At 66.3% G+C, this 18,918-nt stretch carries 16 protein-coding genes and 1 pseudogene; 9 read left to right on the forward strand and 8 right to left on the reverse strand.

All coding sequences use genetic code 11. The annotated features are described in order from the left end of the window. Positions 1–104: 104 nt before the first annotated feature. Both NJ69_RS21740 and NJ69_RS22550 read left to right on the forward strand, forming a co-directional pair. On the forward strand, positions 105–1,058 hold the full coding sequence (locus tag NJ69_RS21740) for an aldo/keto reductase (protein ID WP_039582938.1): 954 nt from the start codon (positions 105–107) through the stop codon (positions 1,056–1,058). 262 nt (positions 1,059–1,320) lie between these two features. Beyond that, on the forward strand, positions 1,321–1,776 hold the full coding sequence (locus tag NJ69_RS22550) for an REP-associated tyrosine transposase (RefSeq protein ID WP_080754791.1): 456 nt from the start codon (positions 1,321–1,323) through the stop codon (positions 1,774–1,776). Positions 1,777–1,803: 27 nt separating this feature from the next. Here the strand turns inward: NJ69_RS22550 and NJ69_RS21750 are convergent, their stop codons facing one another. The 3 genes from NJ69_RS21750 to NJ69_RS21760 are packed head-to-tail and all read right to left on the reverse strand — an operon-like array spanning position 1,804 to position 4,818. Continuing rightward, positions 1,804–2,523, reverse strand: a complete 720-nt coding sequence (locus tag NJ69_RS21750) for a cobalt-precorrin-6A reductase (protein WP_039582941.1) — start codon at positions 2,521–2,523, stop codon at positions 1,804–1,806. Beyond that, positions 2,520–3,614, reverse strand: a complete 1,095-nt coding sequence (locus NJ69_RS21755) for a cobalt-precorrin-5B (C(1))-methyltransferase (RefSeq protein ID WP_039582942.1) — start codon at positions 3,612–3,614, stop codon at positions 2,520–2,522. Before NJ69_RS21755 ends, NJ69_RS21750 begins: the two co-directional genes overlap by 4 nt. Beyond that, positions 3,607–4,818: a bifunctional cobalt-precorrin-7 (C(5))-methyltransferase/cobalt-precorrin-6B (C(15))-methyltransferase gene (locus tag NJ69_RS21760; protein ID WP_039582943.1), complete on the reverse strand. Its 1,212-nt coding sequence runs from the start codon at positions 4,816–4,818 to the stop codon at positions 3,607–3,609. Before NJ69_RS21760 ends, NJ69_RS21755 begins: the two co-directional genes overlap by 8 nt. Positions 4,819–4,954: 136 nt before the next feature. Here NJ69_RS21760 and cobG point away from each other — a divergent pair. From cobG to NJ69_RS21795, 7 genes and pseudogenes are all read left to right on the forward strand, one after another. Beyond that, a pseudogene (gene cobG, locus NJ69_RS21765) lies at positions 4,955–6,285 on the forward strand (precorrin-3B synthase). Further along, positions 6,278–6,904 (forward strand): precorrin-8X methylmutase, encoded by a 627-nt coding sequence (locus NJ69_RS21770; protein ID WP_039582945.1) that lies wholly within the window; start codon positions 6,278–6,280, stop codon positions 6,902–6,904. The pseudogene cobG and the gene NJ69_RS21770 overlap by 8 nt, the downstream one beginning before the upstream one ends. After that, the gene (locus NJ69_RS21775; protein ID WP_205419301.1) at positions 6,901–7,635 is read left to right on the forward strand and encodes a precorrin-2 C(20)-methyltransferase; all 735 of its coding nucleotides are present in this window, start codon (positions 6,901–6,903) and stop codon (positions 7,633–7,635) included. Before NJ69_RS21770 ends, NJ69_RS21775 begins: the two co-directional genes overlap by 4 nt. Continuing rightward, entirely contained in the window at positions 7,623–9,326 is a 1,704-nt protein-coding gene (gene cobJ, locus NJ69_RS21780) for a precorrin-3B C(17)-methyltransferase (protein ID WP_039582948.1), read from the forward strand. Before NJ69_RS21775 ends, cobJ begins: the two co-directional genes overlap by 13 nt. 93 nt (positions 9,327–9,419) lie before the next feature. After that, positions 9,420–10,094, forward strand: a complete 675-nt coding sequence (locus tag NJ69_RS21785; RefSeq protein WP_039582950.1) for a hypothetical protein — start codon at positions 9,420–9,422, stop codon at positions 10,092–10,094. Positions 10,095–10,154: 60 nt separating this feature from the next. Further along, a complete protein-coding gene (locus NJ69_RS21790) occupies positions 10,155–10,835 on the forward strand; it encodes a hypothetical protein (protein ID WP_039582952.1) in 681 nt (226 codons plus the stop codon). Further along, entirely contained in the window at positions 10,828–11,451 is a 624-nt protein-coding gene (locus NJ69_RS21795; RefSeq protein ID WP_039582953.1) for a hypothetical protein, read from the forward strand. Before NJ69_RS21790 ends, NJ69_RS21795 begins: the two co-directional genes overlap by 8 nt. A 13-nt stretch (positions 11,452–11,464) precedes the next feature. Here NJ69_RS21795 and NJ69_RS21800 read toward each other — a convergent pair whose 3' ends face one another. The 5 genes from NJ69_RS21800 to dusB all read right to left on the reverse strand — a co-directional run bounded on the left by NJ69_RS21800 (position 11,465) and on the right by dusB (position 18,794). After that, positions 11,465–14,215, reverse strand: coding sequence for a hybrid sensor histidine kinase/response regulator (locus tag NJ69_RS21800; RefSeq protein WP_039582954.1), 2,751 nt, complete (start codon positions 14,213–14,215; stop codon positions 11,465–11,467). 104 nt (positions 14,216–14,319) lie between these two features. Beyond that, the gene (gene purD, locus NJ69_RS21805; RefSeq protein ID WP_039582956.1) at positions 14,320–15,615 is read right to left on the reverse strand and encodes a phosphoribosylamine--glycine ligase; all 1,296 of its coding nucleotides are present in this window, start codon (positions 15,613–15,615) and stop codon (positions 14,320–14,322) included. Between the two features lie 160 nt (positions 15,616–15,775). Then, the gene (purH, locus tag NJ69_RS21810) at positions 15,776–17,383 is read right to left on the reverse strand and encodes a bifunctional phosphoribosylaminoimidazolecarboxamide formyltransferase/IMP cyclohydrolase (RefSeq protein ID WP_039582957.1); all 1,608 of its coding nucleotides are present in this window, start codon (positions 17,381–17,383) and stop codon (positions 15,776–15,778) included. 80 nt (positions 17,384–17,463) lie between these two features. Further along, positions 17,464–17,784, reverse strand: a complete 321-nt coding sequence (gene fis, locus NJ69_RS21815) for a DNA-binding transcriptional regulator Fis (protein WP_029614158.1) — start codon at positions 17,782–17,784, stop codon at positions 17,464–17,466. Next, positions 17,781–18,794, reverse strand: a complete 1,014-nt coding sequence (gene dusB, locus NJ69_RS21820) for a tRNA dihydrouridine synthase DusB (protein WP_039582958.1) — start codon at positions 18,792–18,794, stop codon at positions 17,781–17,783. Before dusB ends, fis begins: the two co-directional genes overlap by 4 nt. Positions 18,795–18,918 lie beyond the last annotated feature (124 nt).

Consider the following 18,918-nt stretch of genomic DNA (forward strand, 5'->3'; position numbering starts at 1 on the left):
AGGCATCCGGCTAGGTTTGGATGGTACCGATGGTTAGAGTTCTTCCATTCAGAAGCCTGGTCGTAATCAGGGATTCAAAACCTAAAAACCCCATGGAGAGACACATGAAGCAGCACCCTCTCGGTAAAACAGCGCTGAGCATTTCGCCCATCGTGTTCGGTGGCAATGTCTTTGGTTGGACGATTGACGAAAAGCGTAGCTTTGAGCTTCTGGACGCCTTCGTCGATCACGGTTTCGACACCATAGATACTGCCGATGTCTACTCAGTCTGGGCACCAGGCAACAAAGGTGGAGAATCTGAAGCCATCATTGGTCGCTGGCTCAAATCGAGACCGGGTGTCCGTGACAAGGTGAAAATTTTCACCAAGGGGGGTGCTGATGTGGGAGATCCTCTTCGTAAAGGCCTGTCCAAGAAATGGATCACCCAAGCCTTTGACGAGTCGCTACGCCGACTGGGCAGCGAGTATATCGACGTCTATTTCTCGCATTTTCCTGATGACGAGACACCTCACGAAGAAACTCTGGCGGTGTACCAAGGGCTGATCGATAGTGGAAAGGCTCGCATCCTGGGCGCGTCGAATTTCTCAGCACAGCAGCTCCGAGAGGCCAACACAGCCGCCGCGAGGAATGGCCTGCAGCCTTACCAAGTCATCCAACCTGAGTACAACCTATACGACCGCGAAAGCTTCGAGACTGAGCTCAAGCCTGTTTGCGATGAACTAGGCCTGGGCGTAGTCACGTACTACAGCCTCGCCTCGGGCTTCCTCACCGGAAAATACCGAGACAAGGAATCCATTGAGGGAACTGCTCGCTACGACGATCTGGCTAGGTATATGGATGCTCGAGGACGAAAGATCCTAGATGCTTTGCAAGTCGTAGCCCATCGTCACGATGCCAAAATGGCGGAGGTGGCCCTCGCGTGGCTGATTGCTCAACCAGGCATAAGTGCACCGATCGCCAGTGCGACCTCCCTGTCTCAGCTCGAGAGCTTCAAGGCAGCTACCGAGATCAAGCTGTCGCCTGACGACCTCTCGAAACTGGCAGACGCCAGCGAATGAATTGAGTCCCATGCGATGCCATAGGCATGGGCTCCAATCGCTTACCAAGCATAAGCCTGGTTATGAAAAAGTGCCCTTCCCCCTGATCGTGTCCCACGAGGGCGTGCAGACTCCAATGAAGTTGAGCAAAACCACGGGTCGGTGGTAGGTGAAAGACCCCCCAGTCCAACCAGATCATGGTTGTCATACGAAGCAACACTGCAATCCAACCGCTCAGGCGCACCGCGTCTATCGTCGAACACACCTTCCACAGGAGCGCGACATGGACCGTCCCAGTTCCCATCGGCTACGACGAGGCCGCTTTTCCGAGCCAGGGCGGTTCTATCTGCTGACTACCACCACCCGCAATCGGCTTGCTCTTTTCGACGCCTTCCCGCTCGCCCGGACGGTCATTTCTCAATTGAGACATTCTGGCCAAGAGCAGGCCTGCCGCTCGCTGGCCTGGGTACTGATGCCTGACCACCTGCATTGGTTGATCGAATTGGGCAATGTGAAACTCGACACACTCATGTGCCGCTTCAAGTCCCGCAGCAGTTGCGCACTGTATCGGGCAGGGGCCCCACGTAGGCCCATCTGGCAGCCAGGCTTCCATGATCGAGCGCTGCGTCGTGAAGACTACCTCAGGGCTGTCGCTCGCTACATCGTTGCCAACCCGCTCCGAGCAGGGCTGGTCAGGCAAGCGGGTGATTATCCGCATTGGGATTGCGTGTGGTTGTGAGCCCGGCAGTACTCACCTGCCCAGGTTTCACAACCCCAACGCCTCACTCAGCGCCGCCACCGACTCGAACAGTCGATCCACTGTCGGCAGCGGCGGGCGCTTGAGCACCAAGACCGGCACCCCGCGCTCGCGGGCCACTTGCAGTTTCGGTTCGGTGGCGGCGCTGCCGCTGTTCTTGCTGACCAGCACGTCGATCTGCCGTCGTGCGAACAGCGCCCGCTCGTCTTCCAGCTGAAACGGCCCGCGTGCGCCGATCACTTCGCAGCGCGCGTTGCCCGGACAGGCTTCCAGGGCGCGCAGGGTCCAGAACTGCTGCGGCGGGATGGCCTGCAAATGTTGCAGCGGCTCGCGCCCGAGGGTGAACAGGGGTCGCTGAAACGGCGCCAGGGCGTCGATCAGTTCCGTCCAGTCGGCCACCTCACGCCAGTCGTCTCCCGGCTGGGCCTGCCACGCCGGTCGGCGCAGCGCCCAGCAGGTCACCCCGGCCGCTTGCGCGGCGCGTGCGGCGTTGGCGCTGATCTGCGCGGCATAAGGGTGGGTGGCGTCGATCAGCAGGCTGATGCGTTCGGCTTTCAGGTACGCCGCCAGCCCTTCGGCGCCGCCATAGCCGCCCACGCGCACCTGGCAAGTCAGGTCGTCGGGCACACGACCGATGCCGGCCAGGCTGTAGACGTGCAGCGGGCCCAGGCGCCGGGCGATGGCCAGGGCCTCGGTGATGCCGCCGAGCAAAAGAATGCGCCCGCTCATTGCACACCCGCCGTGCCGACCACACCGCCCTGGCGGTCGATGGCGAACACCTCCACCTGCACCTGCGTCGGCACCACGCTGCGGGCGAAGGCCAGGGCGTGGGCGCAGACCGCATCGCCCAGGGCGACACCCGCCGCATGGGCCAGCGCCAGCGCCTGCTGGCTGGTGTTGGCGGCGACGATGGCGTCTTGCAGCGCGGCGGGCGCGCCGATGTCCGCTGCCCAACCGGCCAACTGCGGCAGGTCGATGCTCGAGTGGCGGCTGTGCAGGTCCATGTGCCCGGCGGCGAGCTTGCTGATCTTGCCGAAGCCGCCGCACAGGGTCAGGCGTGCCACCGGGACCTTGCGCACATGCTTGAGCACCGCGCCGACGAAGTCGCCCATCTCGATCAAGGCCATTTCCGGCAGGCCGTAGATCCGCCGCATGGTGTCCTCGCTGGCGTTGCCCGTGCATGCGGCGATGTGCGTGCAGCCATTGCTGTGGGCGACATCGATGCCCTGGTGGATCGAGGCGATGTAGGCCGCGCAGGAAAACGGCCGGACGATGCCGCTGGTGCCCAGAATCGACAGCCCGCCCAGGATGCCCAGGCGCGGGTTCATGGTCTTGAGCGCCAGCGCCGCGCCGTCCTGCACGTTGACCGTGACCTCGAACCCACCGGCATAGGCGCAGGCCTCGGCCAACTGCTGCAGGTGTTCGCCGATCATCCGCCGCGGCACCGGGTTGATCGCCGGCTCGCCCACCGCCAGCACCAGGCCGGGGCGGGTGACGGTGCCCACGCCCTCGCCGGCGACGAAGCGCACGCCGGGCTGTTCGATCAGCCGCACCTGGCTGTAGAGCAGGGCGCCATGGGTCACGTCCGGGTCGTCGCCGGCATCTTTCAGGGTGCCGGCTTCGGCGCGCTCGGCATCGCGCCGGCAGAATTCCAGGCGCATCTGCACCTGCTTGCCCTTGGGCAAGGTGATCTGTACCGCATCGCTGGTCTGGCCGGTCAGCAACAGGCGCGCCGCCGCCAAGCTGGTGGCCGTGGCGCAGCTACCGGTGGTCAGGCCGCTGCGCAGCGGCGCCGGTTGTTCGCGGGTTTCTTCACGCATCGACGGGCTTGACCACCTCAAGCAGGGTAATCGGCAGGGCTTGGCGCCAGGTGTCGAAGCTGCCCAGGGCCTGGGCCTGGGCCACATGCAGGCGGGTCAACTCGCCGCCGTGCGCTTCGCGGAACTGCGCCAGGGCCAGCTCGCTCTGCAAGGTCACGGCATTGGCCACCAGCCGCCCGCCGGGGCGCAGGCGCTCCCAGCACACCGGCAGTACGCCCTCGCCCGTGACACCGCCGCCAATGAAGATGGCGTCGGGGCGCTCCAGCTCGGTCAGGGCCTGTGGCGCCTTGCCACGAATCAGTTGCAGACCCGGCACGCCGAGCTGGTCGCGGTTGAATTCGATGAAGCCCTGTCGGCCTTCGTCGGCCTCGATGGCCAAGGCGCGGCAACTGGGGTGGGCGCGCATCCATTCGATGCCGATCGAGCCACAGCCGGCACCGACATCCCACAACAGCTCGCCCGGCTGCGGCGCCAGACGCGCCAGGGTGATGGCACGCACGTCGCGCTTGGTCAACTGACCGTCGTGGCGAAAGGCGCTGTCGGGCAGACCGCTGACCGGTGACAAGCGCGGCGTGTCGGGCGCGGCCTGGCAGTCGATGGCGACCAGGTTGAGCGCGGCGCTGCTGCCTGCTGGCCACGCGTCGGCGGTGCCGCTCAGGCAGCGTTCGGCCGCCCCGCCCAAGTGCTCGAACACCTGCAGGCGACTGGGGCCGAAACCGCGTTCGCAGAGCAACCGGGCGATGGCGGTCGGGCTGTCGCCGTCATTGCTCAGCACCAGCAGGCGCATGCCGCTGTAGAGGTGGGCATTGAGCGCCGCCAGTGGCCGCGCCACCCCCGAGACCACCTGCACCTCCTGCAAAGGCCAGCCCAGGCGCGCGGCGGCCAGGGCGCAGGAGGAGGGCATCGACAGCACCTGCATCTGCTCGGCCGGCACCTGGCGCGCCAGGCTCGCGCCGACGCCGTAGAACATCGGGTCGCCGCTGGCCAGCACGCACACCGGCTCGCCGCGCCGGGCCAGCACCGGCGCCAGGGAGAACGGGCTGGGCCAGGGCTGGCGCTGGCCGACCACGCAGCGCGGCAGCAACGCCAACTGGCGCGGGCTGCCGAAGATCGTCGGTGCGCCCAGCAGTGCGCGCCGGGCCTGTTTGCCCAGGCCGCTGAAACCGTCTTCGCCGATGCCTACTACTGTCAGCCAGGGGGCCATGTGATGCTTCCGTTGGGTTGAGGGGCACGATCAGCGCCAGCGCGATTTCCACGACCGGCTCGACCACCGGCTTTTCATGCCGCCGGACAAAGCAGGCATAATACCGCGCCTTCCCTCCACAAGCGCGCCTTGACGATTGCCGGACACCCTCTTGAAGCCAAGCCCACCCCCCCGCGCAGCACCACGTCCCTCGGCCTGTCCGGGGTTGTGGCGCATCGTCGCCGCACGCGACGGCGGTATCTGCCGGATCAAGTTGCCCGGCGGGCGTTTGGTAGCCGCCCAGGCCGAGGCCGTGGCCGACGCCGCCGAGCGCTACGCCTCGGGCGTGATCGAGGCGACCAACCGCGCCAACCTGCAAATCCGCGGCATCGGCGCGCAGCACCCGGCGCTGATCGAGCACCTGTTGGCTGCCGGGCTGGGGCCGCGCGAGGCTGCTGGCGACGATGTCCGCAACCTGATGCTCAGCCCGCTGGCCGGCCTCGATCCGGCCAGCGTCGTGGATGTTCGTCCGCTGGCCGCGCAGCTCTTGCAGCTGCTGGAAACCACCCCGCGCCTGCATGCGCTGTCGGCCAAGTTCGCCGTGCAGTTGGACGGCGGCGAGGACCTGGCGATGCTCGCTCACCCTCATGATCTGTGGCTGTCGGCCCTCACCCTCGACGGCGAGCCCTGGCTGGCCTTCGGCCTGGCCGGCTGTCCGGGCGAGGATCCGCCGCTGGGGCCGTGCCGTTCGACCAGGGGCTGGCGCTGGTGCAGGCCGTACTGGAACGCTTTCTCGACCTGGCCAGCCCTGAGCAGACGCGCATGCGCCAACTGCTGCAGACCTGTCCGGTGCAGACCTTCGTCGCCGGTCTGGGCCTGCCGATTCGTCACGATGCCGCCGTACTCGAATGGCGCCGTCCGGCGAGTCAGGCGCACTGGCTCGGCGCGCTGGCCCAGCGTCACGGCGTGGCCCTGGGCGTCGCGCCGCCGCTGGGACGCCTGACTCCAGACATGCTGCGCGGCGCGGCGCACGTCGCCCGTCTGGTCGGAGACGGCAGCCTGCACGTGACACCCTGGCAAAGCCTGGTACTGCCGAACCTCGACCCCACGCAGCTCATCCATGCCCAGGCGGCGCTGGCCGAGCTGGGCCTGATCGACGCGGCGCAGCAGCCGCTGGCCCGCCTCGCGGCCTGTACCGGCTCCAGCGGTTGTGCCCGCGGCCTGGCCGACACCAAGGCCGATGCCCGGCTGCTCGCCGGCCGGCTGCACCACGGCGCCCCGGCCAGCGTGCACCTGACCGGCTGTCCGCGCTCCTGCGCCATGGCCCACGTGGCCCCGGCGACCTTGCTGGCCCGCGCGCCCGGACGCTACGACCTCTATCTGCGCGACGCGCGCCTGCCCGGCTTCGGCCGCTTGCGCGCTTGCGACATTACCCCAGAAGAAGCAGGCGCCATGCTCGACCTGCCGACGGAGCACCTTGATGATTGACTACATCCGCGATGGTCAGGAGATCTATCGCAATTCCTTCCGCATCATCCGCGAGGAGGCCCGCCTGGAGCGGATTCCCGCCGACCTGGAAAAGCTCGCCGTGCGCGTGATCCATGCCTGCGGCATGGTCGAGGCCATCGATGGCCTGCAGTTTTCTGCCGGCGCGGGTCTGGCCGGACGCCAGGCCCTGGCCAACGGCGCGCCGATCCTGTGCGATGCGCACATGGTCGCCGAGGGCATCACCCGCGCCCGCCTGCCGGCCAATAACCCGGTGATCTGCACCCTGCGCGACCCGCGCGTGCCGGACATGGCCAAGGCGGCCGGCAATACCCGCTCCGCGCTGGCCCTGGAGCTGTGGCGCCCGCACCTGGCCGGCAGCGTGGTGGTGATCGGCAATGCCCCCACGGCACTGTTCTACCTGCTGGAAATGCTCGATGCCGGAGCGCCCAAGCCCGCACTGATCCTGGGCTTCCCGGTGGGCTTCGTCGGCGCTGCCGAGTCCAAGGCCATGCTCGCCGCCGACAGCCGTGGCGTGCCCTTCGTGATCATGCAGGGCCGCCTGGGCGGCAGCGCCATGGCCGCAGCGGCAGTCAACGCACTGGCCACGGAGGTGGAATGATGCAGGCACGCGGACGTCTGCTGGGGCTGGGCGTAGGCCCCGGCGATCCCGAGCTGATCACGGTCAAGGCGCTGCGCCTGCTGCGTGAGGCGCAGGTGGTGGCCTACTTCGTGGCCAAGGGCAAGCGCGGCAACGCCTTCGGCATCATCGAGGGGCACTTGCAGGCGCAGCAGACGCTGCTGCCGCTGGTGTACCCGGTGACCACCGAGGCGCTGCCGGCGCCGTTGTCGTACGAACAGGTGATCAGCGACTTCTACGACGAAGCCAGCGTGCAGGTGGCCGAACACCTGGAGGCCGGTCGCGACGTGGCGGTGATCTGCGAGGGCGATCCGTTCTTCTACGGCTCGTACATGTACTTGCACGACCGCCTCGCCCAGCGCTACGAAGCCCAGGTAATCCCAGGCGTGTGCTCGATGCTTGGCGGCGCCTCGGTGCTGGGCGCGCCGTTGGTGTACCGCAACCAGACCCTGACCGTGCTCTCTGGCGTGCTGCCCCACACCGAGCTCAAGCGGCGCCTGGCCGACGCCGACGCGGCGGTGATCATGAAGCTGGGCCGCAACTTCCCCAAGGTGCGCGAGGTGCTCGCCGAGCTGGGCCTGGATGGCCGCGCCCTGTACGTGGAGCGCGCGACCATGGCCAACCAGAAGATCGTCGCGCTCGATGCGGTCGATCCGCAGTCCTCGCCGTATTTCTCGCTGATCGTGGTGCCGGGGGAAAAATGGCAGGGATGAACACGCAGGCGATGGCCATCGTCGTGCTCGGCCAGGGCAGCCTGGCCACCGCCCGGCGTCTCCAGCAGCGTTATCCACAGGCACGCATTCATGGCCTGAGTGGGCGTGTGGAAGGCGCCGATCACCTGTATGCCTCGTTCGGCGACACCCTGCGCGCGCTGTACCGCGCGGGCGTACCGATCATCGCCCTGTGCGCGGCCGGCATCGTCATTCGCAGCCTCGCCGCTGTGCTCGACGAAAAGGGCAGCGAGCCGCCGGTGCTGGCGGTGGCCGAGGACGGCAGCGCAGTGGTGCCGCTGCTCGGTGGCCTGAGCGGGGTCAATGGGCTGGCCCGCGAGCTTGGCGAGGCGCTGGGGGTGGCTGCGGCGATCACCACCAGCGGCGAACTGCGCTTCGGCACCTGCCTGCTCAACCCGCCGCCCGGTTACGCCCTGGCCGACCTGGAGCAGGGCAAGCGTTTCGTCTCTGACCTGCTGGCCGGCGAGCCGCTGCGCATCGAAGGCGCGGCGCCTTGGCTGGCCCAGGCCCCACTGACCCAGGCCGACGACGCACGCCTGACTTTGCGCGTGGGCTGCACGGCGCGCCCGGCCAGCCGCGATGAACTGCTGATCCACCCGCGTTCGGTGCTGGTGGCGGTGGACGAGACCCAGCCCGACCTGGCCCGGCGCGTGCGTGAGGCGCTGGCGGCAGCGAACATCGCCCATGCGTCGCTGGCCTGCCTGCTGGCGAGCGAGCCGGCGATGGCCGAACCCGCCGTGCACGAGGCGGCCTGCGAGCTGGGCGTGATCCTGCGCTTCGCCCCGGCAGGCGTCAGCGTCAGCGAGAGGGCGCAGCAAGCGCTGGCCGGTGCGCAGGTGATCGAGCAGGACGGCTTGGCCATCGCCGTAGCCGCCGCGCCGTTCGATCCGCAGCAGATTGGCCGGGGCCGTGGTCGTCTGGCGGTGATCGGCCTGGGCCCCGGCGCGGCCGAGCTGATGGTGCCGGCGGTAAAGGCCGAGCTGGCCCGCGCCGAGGATGTGCTGGGCTACGAGACCTATGTGCGCATGGCCGGTCCTTTCCGCGACGACCAGGTGCTGCACTGCACCGACAACCGCGAAGAGATGCAGCGCGCACGGCATGCCTTCGCGCTGGCGGCGCAGGGGCGTTCGGTGGTGGTGGTGTCGTCGGGCGATCCGGGGGTCTTCGCCATGGCCGCCGCCGTGCTCGAAGCGCTGCATGAGTCCGACGACCCGGCCTGGCACCGGGTCGACTTGCAGATCCTGCCCGGTGTCTCGGCCTCGCTGGCCACCGCTGCTCAGGCGGGCGCGCCGCTGGGGCACGACTTCTGCGTGCTGTCGCTGTCGGACAACCTCAAGCCCTGGTCGATCATCGAAACCCGTCTGGACCTGGCGGCCCAGGCCGATCTGGTGCTGGCGTTCTACAACCCCATCTCCAAGGCCCGCCCCTGGCAACTGGGCCAGGCCCTGGACGTCGTGCGCCGTCACCGCGACGGTCGCACGCCGGTGGTGCTGGGGCGTGACATCGGCCGCCCGGGACAGACGCTGAAGGTGGTGACGCTCGCCGAGCTGCTGCCGGAGATGGTCGACATGCGCACCATGGTGCTGGTCGGCTCGTCCACCACCTGCGTATTCCAGCATCCGGGCGGTGTGCAGTGGGTGTACACCCCGCGCTGGTACCCCCCGCACGGGTGACCGCAGAGGAACTCCTTCAGAGCGCCACGCCAGGCGGCGCCTGGCTAACGTGGTGGTCCCTGATGTGCAGGGACCACCCCAAGGAGTTTTCAAATGAGCGACGACAAAACCAGCGCCGATGCTGGCTTGCTGGTCGAAGGCAACCTGCTGGCCTGCGGTGCGGGCATGTCCGATCAGCACCGCCAGGATGTGAAGAACGCGTTCCACTTCGCCACCCTTGCCGCAGACAAGGTGCTGGACATCGAAAAGGATGGCAAGGCGTGGTACGACAAGTTCCTCGACGCCATGCGTGACGTCGGTTTCACCACCCCCAAGCGCAGCTTCGAGATGGAAACATCCACCGAGCTCAGCGTCACCCTCGGTGCCGTGGCCGTGCGCGTCATCGGCGCGGCTGGCAGTGCCCTGCTCGGCGGCACTGCGGTGGGCGAGCTGGCGAAGAAGGCGTTCGACAAGCTCACCACGGTGGAGAGCGACACCCGCATCGTCCATCACAAGAAGAAGAGCAAGGACCGCGGCGTGGTGGGCATGGCCGCCTGCGTGGAAACCGCCAAGGGCGATGTGGTCATGGTCATGAGCTGCGTGCAATCGACCGCGCCGAACATCGACGATGACGTGCTGGGTGTGCAGTTCAAGCTCGACAAATCGGATTACTACGCCGGTCAGGCCGTACTGACACTCAACAGCTTCGTCTACGAAAAGGTGCGCGCCACCATCGAGGAAAAGCTCGGCGTGCGCAGCGTCGAGAACGTCCTGCAGTACGACATCTGATCCAGGCGCGGCGTCCGTGGGCGCCGCGTTTCCGAGTCCGTCCAGACGAGAACTACCGCCATGACCTATCACGATCACAGCGTGCTGCTGGTCGGCCACAGCATCGTGCTGATGCCGCCGGACATCTTGCCGCAGTCACGCGCCGATGCCCTCGATTCACTGCAGTACTGTCAGTTGCTGGCCTGCAAGCAGGCTGGCGAGCGCTTCGACCATCCTGACGCCTGGGCGGCGGCTTATCGCCAGGCGTTCGCTGCGCTGAGCTGGATCCGCACCGTCAACCTGCACGAACAGATCACCTTGGGCGCTGACGGCCTGAGCACTGACGACGCACCCCTGGCCACTTGGTTCAAGCAGCGCCAGATCGCGCTCGATGCACTGAGAGAGGCGGCCGCCGAGCGCGTCTGCGGCCATGCAGCGGGCCTCGATCATCTCCTGCGTTTTGCCGTGCGCCAGCAGGCCGAGCGCGCAGACGTGAGCGTCGAGTTCGCGCTGCTCGGCAGTGGTCCGAGCCTGGACCTGTGCAGCGTAGCGTGGCGCAGCGAGCAGCCGGTGACCCGCGACATCTTTGCGGCGGCCTTGCGCCACCTGCCGTCCAGTGTCGAGGTGAGCCTGCGCGCGATGTCATTGAACCTGAACACCCAAGCCTTCGCGTCACGCCGCGCCGCCCTGCGTGGTCTGGTCGAGCAGAAGGAGCGCGATCAGCCACGGCGCCTGGAACTGGGAGTGAGCAGCCATGAGTGAGCACAATGCTGCCGTAATCGGCGCCGGAGTGGTGTCGTTCCTTCCGGGCCTGTCGCTGGCGCAGAAGGACAAGGTGAAACTGGCGCTGGCGCTGGCCGAGCGTGCGACCCAGGGTGCGTTCGAAGAGGGCCTGGTGCAGGACTGGTTCGCCTACTACCGCAACCAGTTGAAGTTCATGGGCTGGGATGCGGTGACCGCCGAGCAGATCCATTGGCCGGACGATTCACGAGCCGAGCAGGTGGACAAGGTGCTGAGCCTGATCGCCAAGACCGCCGGCGGCCATTTCGCCGATGCGGTACAACTGTCGCTGGCCAAGCTGCTGGGCAATCCCAAGCCACTGGCCAGCCTCGAGCACCACGCCCAGGCGCGCCAGCACTTCCAGCTACTGCCCTGCGCCCCGGCCGGCGAGCACCGCGTGGACATGGTGCTGTATCACGAGATCGACACCCGCGATGTCTGGAGCGCTGGCTTTCTCACCCGCCAGCGCACCCTGAAAAATGTCCGCGCCGAACTCGTGCGCTTCAACCTACTGGCCTTCGAGCACAGTCACCTGCCCAAAGTGCAGCAACGTGTGGTCGAGGTTTCACTCAACCGCATCCTCGATTACGACCTTTAGTTGCTTGCAGCTTTCAGCCTTGCTGGCGCTGGCTGACCCAGAACTGGATCAGCTCGCGCAGCTGAGACAGCTCCACCGGTTTGGCCATGTGTCCATCCATGCCGACCTGCAAGGCGCGCTCTTTGTGTTCGCCGAGAATGTGCGCGGTCAGCGCCACCACCGGCGTGCGCGGGCGCTGGTTGGCCAGTTCCCATTGGCGAAGCTGTTCGGTAGCGGAGAACCCGTCCAGCACAGGCATCTCGCAGTCCATCAGCACCAGGTCGTAGCGTTGGGTCTTCATCGCCCTCAGCGCTTCTTCGCCGTTGCTGGCCGTGTCGGGCTCGAGATTGAGTTTGCCGAGCATGCCGCGAATCACTTTGGTGGAAATGCTGTTGTCCTCGGCCACCAGGATGCGGAAGTCGGTGGGCAACTCCAGCGGTGCCGGGGCGTTGCCCAGGGCGCTGGCCAGGGCCGTCTCGCGACCGCGCTGGGCCAGTTCCTCGGCGAGGGTGGTCTTGAGCGTGTAACCGGCCACCGGCTTGGCCAGGATGCGTTTGATCCCGGCGTTGCGGGCGATGACCTTGCTCGGCGCATTGCTGATCCCCGTGAGCATGATCACCAGAATGTCGTGATTCAGGCTCGGGTCTTCCTTGATCTTCGTCGCCAGTTGCATACCGGTCATGCCGGGCATGTTCTGGTCCAGCAGTACGGCGTCGAAGTAGTCGCGCAAGTGCGCCTTGGTGCGCAGCAGCGCCAGCGCTTCCTTGCCCGACGGTACTGCGCTGACGTTCATGCCCCAGGCGCTGCACTGCTGCACCAGCACCTTGCGGCAGGTGTCGTTGTCGTCCACCACCAGCACCCGAGCGTCGCGCAGCGAGCCGTCGAGGTCGGCGCTGGGCTGTTCGAGGCGCGCCGGATCCAGCGGCAGGGTGAGCCACAAGGTGTTGCCACGGCTGGTGCTGGTCTTGATGCCGAACTCGCCCTGCATCAGGCCGATCAGTTGCTTGGCGATCACCAGGCCCAGGTGGCCGCCGAGCTTGTTGCTGGAGAGGAAATGGTGGCTGTGCAACTCGGCCTGCAGCAGCGCCTCGCGCTCGGCGCTGGGCATCGGCTCGCCGCTGTCCTGCACGGCGATGCGCAGGCGCGTGGCGTCGCCGCGCTGATCGAGGGCCACCACCAGCAGGATTTCGCCTTGGTCGCCGTTCTTCAGGGCGCTTTCCAGCAGGCTGGACAGCGCCTGGCGCAGGCGTGTCGGGTCGCCGCTGATGACCCGCGGCACCTGCGGCTGGGTGAAGCTGATCAGCTCGATGTTCTGTTGCTCGGCCTTGGCCCGGAAGATGTTCAGGCAGTCTTCGATCAGTGCATTGAGGTCGAACTGCACATCGTCCAGCTCGATCTGCCGCGATTCGAGCTTGGAGATGTCGAGGATCTCGTTGATCAGGGTGAGCAGCTCGTTACCGGCGCTGTGAATGGTCTGTACGTAGTCGCGTTGCTTCACCGACAGTGGCGTGCCGAGCAGCAGTTCGGTCATGCCCAGCACGCCGTTCATCGGGGTGCGGATCTCGTGGCTGATCTTGGCCAGGAACTCGGCCTTGGCATTGATCTCGGCATTGCTGGCGGCCAGCGCGCGGCTGGCGCGCACGCGCTCGTCGTTGGTCCTGCGCAGGCGCTCGCTGACCGCCAGGTTCAGCAGCAGGCCGCTGACCACCGTCAATCCCAGCAGGATGCACAGCAGCCACGGTGTGGCGGTGCGGGTCAGGCCGAGCAGGGCGGGCAGCAGCACCAGGCCGCCCAGGCTGAACACCAGCATGCCCGAGGCGAACAGCCGCGCAGGCGTGTAGCCCTGATACCAGTAATAGGCACTGATCAGGAGCATGCTCAGGCTGCCGAGGGCGAGCAGGACGTAGGTGGTGAGGTTCAGCGGCAGGGTGTCGACGAACAGCAGCAGCAGGCCGCAGAGCCCGCCGATGAGCATCTGCGCCTGTAGCAGACGGTTCAGCCGGCGCGAAGCGCAGGGGGCGAAGAAGCGTTGGGTGAAGTGCAGGCCGACCAGCCCGGCCAACACCAGCATCAGGAAGGCCGCCGGGGTTTGCGCGCTGTGCCACAGGCGCCACCAGGGGCCGCAGAGGTTGAGCAGGATCAGCGCGCTGAGCAGCATCAGCGCGTGGTACAGCGCCAGCACCAGGGTGGTGCCGGAGCGGGTGTAGAAGAAGCGGATCAGGTTGTGCAGGATCAGCATCGCCAAGGCGCCGAACAGCAGGCCGAACAGCAGCGGTTGGCGTTGGTCGCTGGCGGCCTGCGCCGCCGATTCCAGGCTGATCGCCGGGCGCAACTGGTGTTCGGACACCAGCCGCACATAGAGGTCCAGCGCTTGCGTGGCATTGGGCAACGCCAGTACATGGTCGCTGCCACGCAAGGTCGGGTTGCCATCGCTCGGCGCGCGACCATGGTGGAACTGGCGCAGCAGCTTGCCGTCGGCCAGGGCATAGAGGTCCAGGCGCGAGAGGTCGGGGGCGAAGATGCGCAGCAGGCGTTCCTGGTCGGCAGGCTCCAGGCGGTAGTGCAGCCACAGGGCCTGGTCAGGCTCGGCAGCGTCCAACGCGTCCAGCTCGAGGGGACTGAACTGGTTGCGGTAGCGTTCGGAGCGGATGTCGGACAGTTGCAGGCTGGCCTGCTCGTCGAGCAGCACCGACCAGCCCGAGCCTTGTTCGGCCGAAGCCGGCAGCAGGCAGAGCAGGGTCAGCAGGCTGACCAGCAGGGCAGTGGCAATCCGAAGCCGACGCACGTCGAGATCCTTTCTGGGCTGAGGGGCCGGGCGACAACTATGCGCGGCGGGGCGCGACGAAGGCAAGGCCCCGAAGGGCCCTGTCGACGAGCGCGGGGCAGGCGTCAGCGCGGGTATTCACCGCGCTCGCGGGCGATGGCGCGATAGCCGATGTCGGTGCGGTAGAAGCTGGCGTCCCAGCTGATCTGTTCAGCCAGGCGGTAGGCCTGTTGCTGGGCCGCCTGGACGGTGTCGCCCAGGGCTGTGGCGCAGAGCACGCGACCGCCGGCGGTGACCACTTGGCCCTCCTTGAGCGCGGTACCGGCATGGAACACCTTGCCTTCCAGCGCGGCGGCCGCGTCCAGGCCGCTGATCGCCGCGCCCTTGGCGTAGTCGCCCGGGTAGCCACCGGCCGCCAGCACCACGCCCAGGCTCGGACGTGGATCCCACTGCGCCTCGACCTTGTCCAGGGCCTTGGCGAAGGCCGCTTCGATCAGCAGCACCAGGCTCGACTCCAGGCGCAGCATTACCGGTTGGGTTTCCGGGTCGCCGAAGCGGCAGTTGAATTCGATGACCTTGGGGTTGCCCGCCTTGTCGATCATCAGGCCGGCGTAGAGGAAGCCGGTGTAGACATTGCCTTCGGCGGCCATGCCGCGCACGGTCGGCCAGATCACCTGGTCCATCACGCGCTGGTGCACCTCGGCGGTTACCACCGGCGCGGGCGAGTAGGCGCCCATGCCGCCGGTGTTCGGGCCGCTGTCCTGGTCGCCGACACGCTTGTGGTCCTGGCTGGTGGCCATGGGCAGCACGTTGTGGCCGTCGACCATGACGATGAAGCTGGCTTCCTCGCCGTCGAGGAATTCTTCGATCACCACGCGCGAACCGGCATCACCGAAAGCGTTGCCGGCGAGCATGTCGCGCACGGCGTCTTCGGCTTCCTGCAGGGTCATGGCGACGATCACGCCCTTGCCCGCGGCCAGGCCGTCGGCCTTGATGACGATCGGTGCGCCTTTCTCGCGCAGGTAGGCCAGGGCCGGTTCGATCTCGGTGAAGTTCTGGTAGTCGGCGGTCGGGATCTTGTGGCGAGCCAGGAAGTCCTTGGTGAAGGCCTTGGAGCCCTCCAGTTGCGCCGCGCCCTGGGTAGGCCCGAAGCAGTCCAGGCCACGGCTGCGGAACAGGTCGACCACGCCGATGACCAGCGGCGCTTCCGGGCCAACGATGGTCAGGTCGACGTTCTTCTCGGCGAAATCGGCCAACTGCTCCAGGGCACAGACGTCGATGGCGACGTTCTCGCACTTGGCTTCGGTGGCAGTGCCGGCGTTGCCGGGGGCGACGAAGATTTTCTCGACCCGTGGATCCTGCGCGACTTTCCAGGCCAGGGCGTGTTCACGACCGCCGCTGCCAATGATCAAAACTTTCATTACAGACTCCTTCGGAGAAGCTGCAAGCTGCAAGCTGCAAGAAAAGCGCTATGCGCTGATTCTGCCAACCCTGCAGCCAGGGGATGTGTGATGCTGCCGCTGCAGGCAAGCGCTCAGGGCTCTTGCTTGCAGCGTGTAGCTTGAAACTTGCCGCTACCGTTTAGTGGCGGAAGTGGCGCATACCGGTAAACACCATCGCGATACCGGCCTCGTCGGCGGCGGCGATGACTTCGGCATCGCGCATCGAGCCGCCCGGTTGGATCACCGCGCTGATGCCGACCTTGGCGGCGTTGTCGATGCCATCGCGGAACGGGAAGAACGCGTCCGAGGCCATGACTGCACCTTGCACCTGCAGCCCAGCATGCTCGGCTTTGATGGCAGCGATGCGCGCGGAGTTGACGCGGCTCATCTGACCGGCGCCGACGCCGATGGTCTGACGGTTCTTGGCGTAGACGATGGCATTGGACTTGACGAACTTGGCCACTTTCCAGGCGAACACCAGGTCATGCAGTTCCTGTTCGGTTGGCGCGCGCTGGGTCACGACCTTCAGCGCCTCGGCACCGATCATGCCGATGTCGCGGCTCTGCACCAGCAGGCCACCGTTGACGCGCTTGAAGTCCCAGCCCATCGGGCGCTCGGCTGGCCACTGGCCGCACTCGAGCAGGCGCACGTTCTGCTTGGCTGCGACCACTTCGCGGGCGGCCTGGGAGATGCTCGGGGCGATGATCACCTCGACGAACTGACGCTCGACGATGGCCTTGGCGGTTTCGCCGTCCAGTTCGCGGTTGAAGGCGATGATGCCGCCGAATGCCGACTCGCTGTCGGTGGCATAGGCCAGTTCATAGGCCTGGCGGATGCCGCCTTGGTCTTCCGGCACCACGGCCACGCCGCACGGGTTGGCGTGCTTGACGATGACGCAGGCCGGCTTGACGAAGCTCTTCACGCATTCGAGCGCGGCATCGGTGTCGGCCACGTTGTTGAACGACAATTCCTTGCCTTGCAACTGGAGGGCGGTGGAGATGCTGGCCTCGCCCTTGTTCGCCTCGACATAGAACGCCGCGCTCTGGTGCGGGTTCTCGCCGTAGCGCATTTCCTGGGCCTTGACGAACTGAGTGTTGAAGGTGCGCGGGAATTCGCTGCGGCCTTCGGTGGACAGTTGCGCCTGGGACTGGTCGATGCTGCCCATGTAGTTGGCGATCATGCCGTCGTAGGCGGCGGTGTGCTCGAAGGCCTTGAGCATCAGGTCGAAGCGCTGGGCGTAGGTCAGGCCGCCGGCCTTGAGGCTTTCCAGGACTTGGGCGTAGTCGCTGGCGTTGACCACGATGGCCACGTCTTTATGGTTTTTCGCGGCCGAGCGGACCATGGTCGGGCCGCCGATGTCGATGTTTTCGATGGCGGTCGGCAGGTCGCAGCCCGGCTTGGCGATGGTCGCCTGGAACGGATACAGGTTCACCGCGACCAGGTCGATCGGTTTGATGCCGTGTTCGTCCATGATGGCGTCGTCGGTGCCGCGACGGCCGAGGATGCCGCCGTGGATCTTCGGGTGCAGGGTCTTGACCCGGCCGTCCATCATTTCGGCGAAGCCGGTGTAGTCAGCCACTTCCACCGCGTTCACGCCGTTGTCCTTGAGCAGCTTGTAGGTGCCGCCGGTGGACAGGATCTCGACACCGAGCTGTTGCAGCTCGCGGGCGAACTCGAGGATACCGGTCTTGTCGGAGACGCTGATCAGGGCGCGGCGGATCGGCAGGCGGGTAGTCTGGTCGGTCATTTCGGATTCCATAACGCGGTGGAGTCAGCAAAAAAGGCGCCTCTTTCGACGGAGCCGCCTTTTCTGATTGGGATTCTGGCTTACAACAGGTCGTACTGCTTGAGCTTCTTGCGCAGGGTGCCGCGGTTGAGCCCGAGCATCTCGCTGGCCTTGGTCTGGTTGCCCTTGACGTGGTTCATCACGCTTTCGAGCAAGGGTGCCTCGACTTCCGAAAGCACCAGGTTGTACACGTCCGTGACGGTGGCGCCTTCCAGGTGGGCGAAGTAGTTGTGCAGTGCCTTCTCGACGCTGTCGCGGAGCGTCTGCCCCTCTTCGCTCGGCGTGTTCAGGTGCTGCTTGAGGTTGGCGTTGTCGCTCACGGGCGTTGTTCCACTCACTAATGTCTCGGTCATCATCGTCATGCGGCCACCCCTTGTCCGTCCTCTGTCTCAAGGCTCTGTCGACGTTCGGCGAAGAACGCCTGAACGTTGGCGCATTGCGCTTGGGTATCTTCCAAGGCATTGAACCGGGCGCGAAACTCCCTGCCGCCCTTGCGTGTTGCCAGGTACCAGCCCACATGCTTGCGGGCGATACGAACGCCCATCACATCGCCGTAGAAGGCGTGCAATGCGGCCAAGTGCTCCAGCAGAATGCGTTCCACTTCGTCCAGCCCGGGGGCTGGAAGCTGCTCGCCGGTGCGCAGGTAATGCTCGACCTCGCGGAAGATCCACGGGCGTCCCTGCGCGGCGCGGCCGATCAGCAGGCCGTCGGCACCCGTGGCCGCCAGCACCGCTCGGGCCTTCTCCGGAGAGGTGATATCGCCGTTGGCGAACACCGGAATCGACACCGCCTGCTTGATCGCGGCGATGGTGTCGTACTCGGCGTCACCGGTGTACAGGTCGGCGCGGGTCCGGCCATGCACGGCCAGCGCCTGGATACCCGCCTGTTCGGCGATCTTCGCCACCGTCAGGCCATTCTTGTTCGAGCGGTCCCAGCCGGTGCGAATCTTCAGCGTGACCGGCACATCGACCGCCGCGACCACCGCCTCGAGGATCTCGGCGACCAGCGCTTCATCTCTCAATAAAGCAGAGCCTGCCGCTTTGTTGCAGACTTTTTTCGCCGGGCAGCCCATGTTGATGTCGATGATCTGCGCCCCGGATTCGACGTTGGCCCGCGCCGCCGCCGCGAGCATCTGCGCATCGCCGCCGGCGATCTGCACCGAGCGCGGCTCGGGATCGCCTTCGTGGATGCGGCGCAGGCGCGACTTGCGGCTGTTCCACAGGTTCATGTCGCTGCTGACCATCTCCGACACCACCATGCCCGCCCCCAGGCGTTTGCAGAGCGTGCGAAAAGGCTGGTCCGTGACCCCGGCCATGGGCGCGAGGATCAGGTTGTTGTGCAGTGTGTATGGGCCGATGCGTACCGCCGACATAGGTGTTCCCTGTTGTGGGGCCGGATCAATTGGAGTTCGAAAAAGGGATCGCATGATACCCGCTCTCGGTGACCGGATAAAGATGGATCTGGATAAAAAGTGAGCAGCTTGGCGCAGGCGCCAA

The sequence above is a fragment of the Pseudomonas parafulva genome (assembly GCF_000800255.1).
Classification (GTDB): domain Bacteria; phylum Pseudomonadota; class Gammaproteobacteria; order Pseudomonadales; family Pseudomonadaceae; genus Aquipseudomonas; species Aquipseudomonas boreofloridensis.

Bases quoted from the DNA above. Each gene is read 5' to 3' on its own strand.
- NJ69_RS21740 (WP_039582938.1), top strand. From the start codon at position 105: ATGAAGCAGCACCCTCTCGGTAAAACAGCGCTGAGCATTTCGCCCATC.
- NJ69_RS22550 (WP_080754791.1), top strand. From the start codon at position 1,321: ATGGACCGTCCCAGTTCCCATCGGCTACGACGAGGCCGCTTTTCCGAG.
- NJ69_RS21750 (WP_039582941.1), bottom strand. From the start codon at position 2,523: ATGAGCGGGCGCATTCTTTTGCTCGGCGGCATCACCGAGGCCCTGGCC.
- NJ69_RS21755 (WP_039582942.1), bottom strand. From the start codon at position 3,614: ATGCGTGAAGAAACCCGCGAACAACCGGCGCCGCTGCGCAGCGGCCTG.
- NJ69_RS21760 (WP_039582943.1), bottom strand. From the start codon at position 4,818: ATGGCCCCCTGGCTGACAGTAGTAGGCATCGGCGAAGACGGTTTCAGC.
- NJ69_RS21770 (WP_039582945.1), top strand. From the start codon at position 6,278: ATGATTGACTACATCCGCGATGGTCAGGAGATCTATCGCAATTCCTTC.
- NJ69_RS21775 (WP_205419301.1), top strand. From the start codon at position 6,901: ATGATGCAGGCACGCGGACGTCTGCTGGGGCTGGGCGTAGGCCCCGGC.
- cobJ (WP_039582948.1), top strand. From the start codon at position 7,623: ATGGCAGGGATGAACACGCAGGCGATGGCCATCGTCGTGCTCGGCCAG.
- NJ69_RS21785 (WP_039582950.1), top strand. From the start codon at position 9,420: ATGAGCGACGACAAAACCAGCGCCGATGCTGGCTTGCTGGTCGAAGGC.
- NJ69_RS21790 (WP_039582952.1), top strand. From the start codon at position 10,155: ATGACCTATCACGATCACAGCGTGCTGCTGGTCGGCCACAGCATCGTG.
- NJ69_RS21795 (WP_039582953.1), top strand. From the start codon at position 10,828: ATGAGTGAGCACAATGCTGCCGTAATCGGCGCCGGAGTGGTGTCGTTC.
- purD (WP_039582956.1), bottom strand. From the start codon at position 15,615: ATGAAAGTTTTGATCATTGGCAGCGGCGGTCGTGAACACGCCCTGGCC.
- purH (WP_039582957.1), bottom strand. From the start codon at position 17,383: ATGACCGACCAGACTACCCGCCTGCCGATCCGCCGCGCCCTGATCAGC.
- fis (WP_029614158.1), bottom strand. From the start codon at position 17,784: ATGACGATGATGACCGAGACATTAGTGAGTGGAACAACGCCCGTGAGC.
- dusB (WP_039582958.1), bottom strand. From the start codon at position 18,794: ATGTCGGCGGTACGCATCGGCCCATACACACTGCACAACAACCTGATC.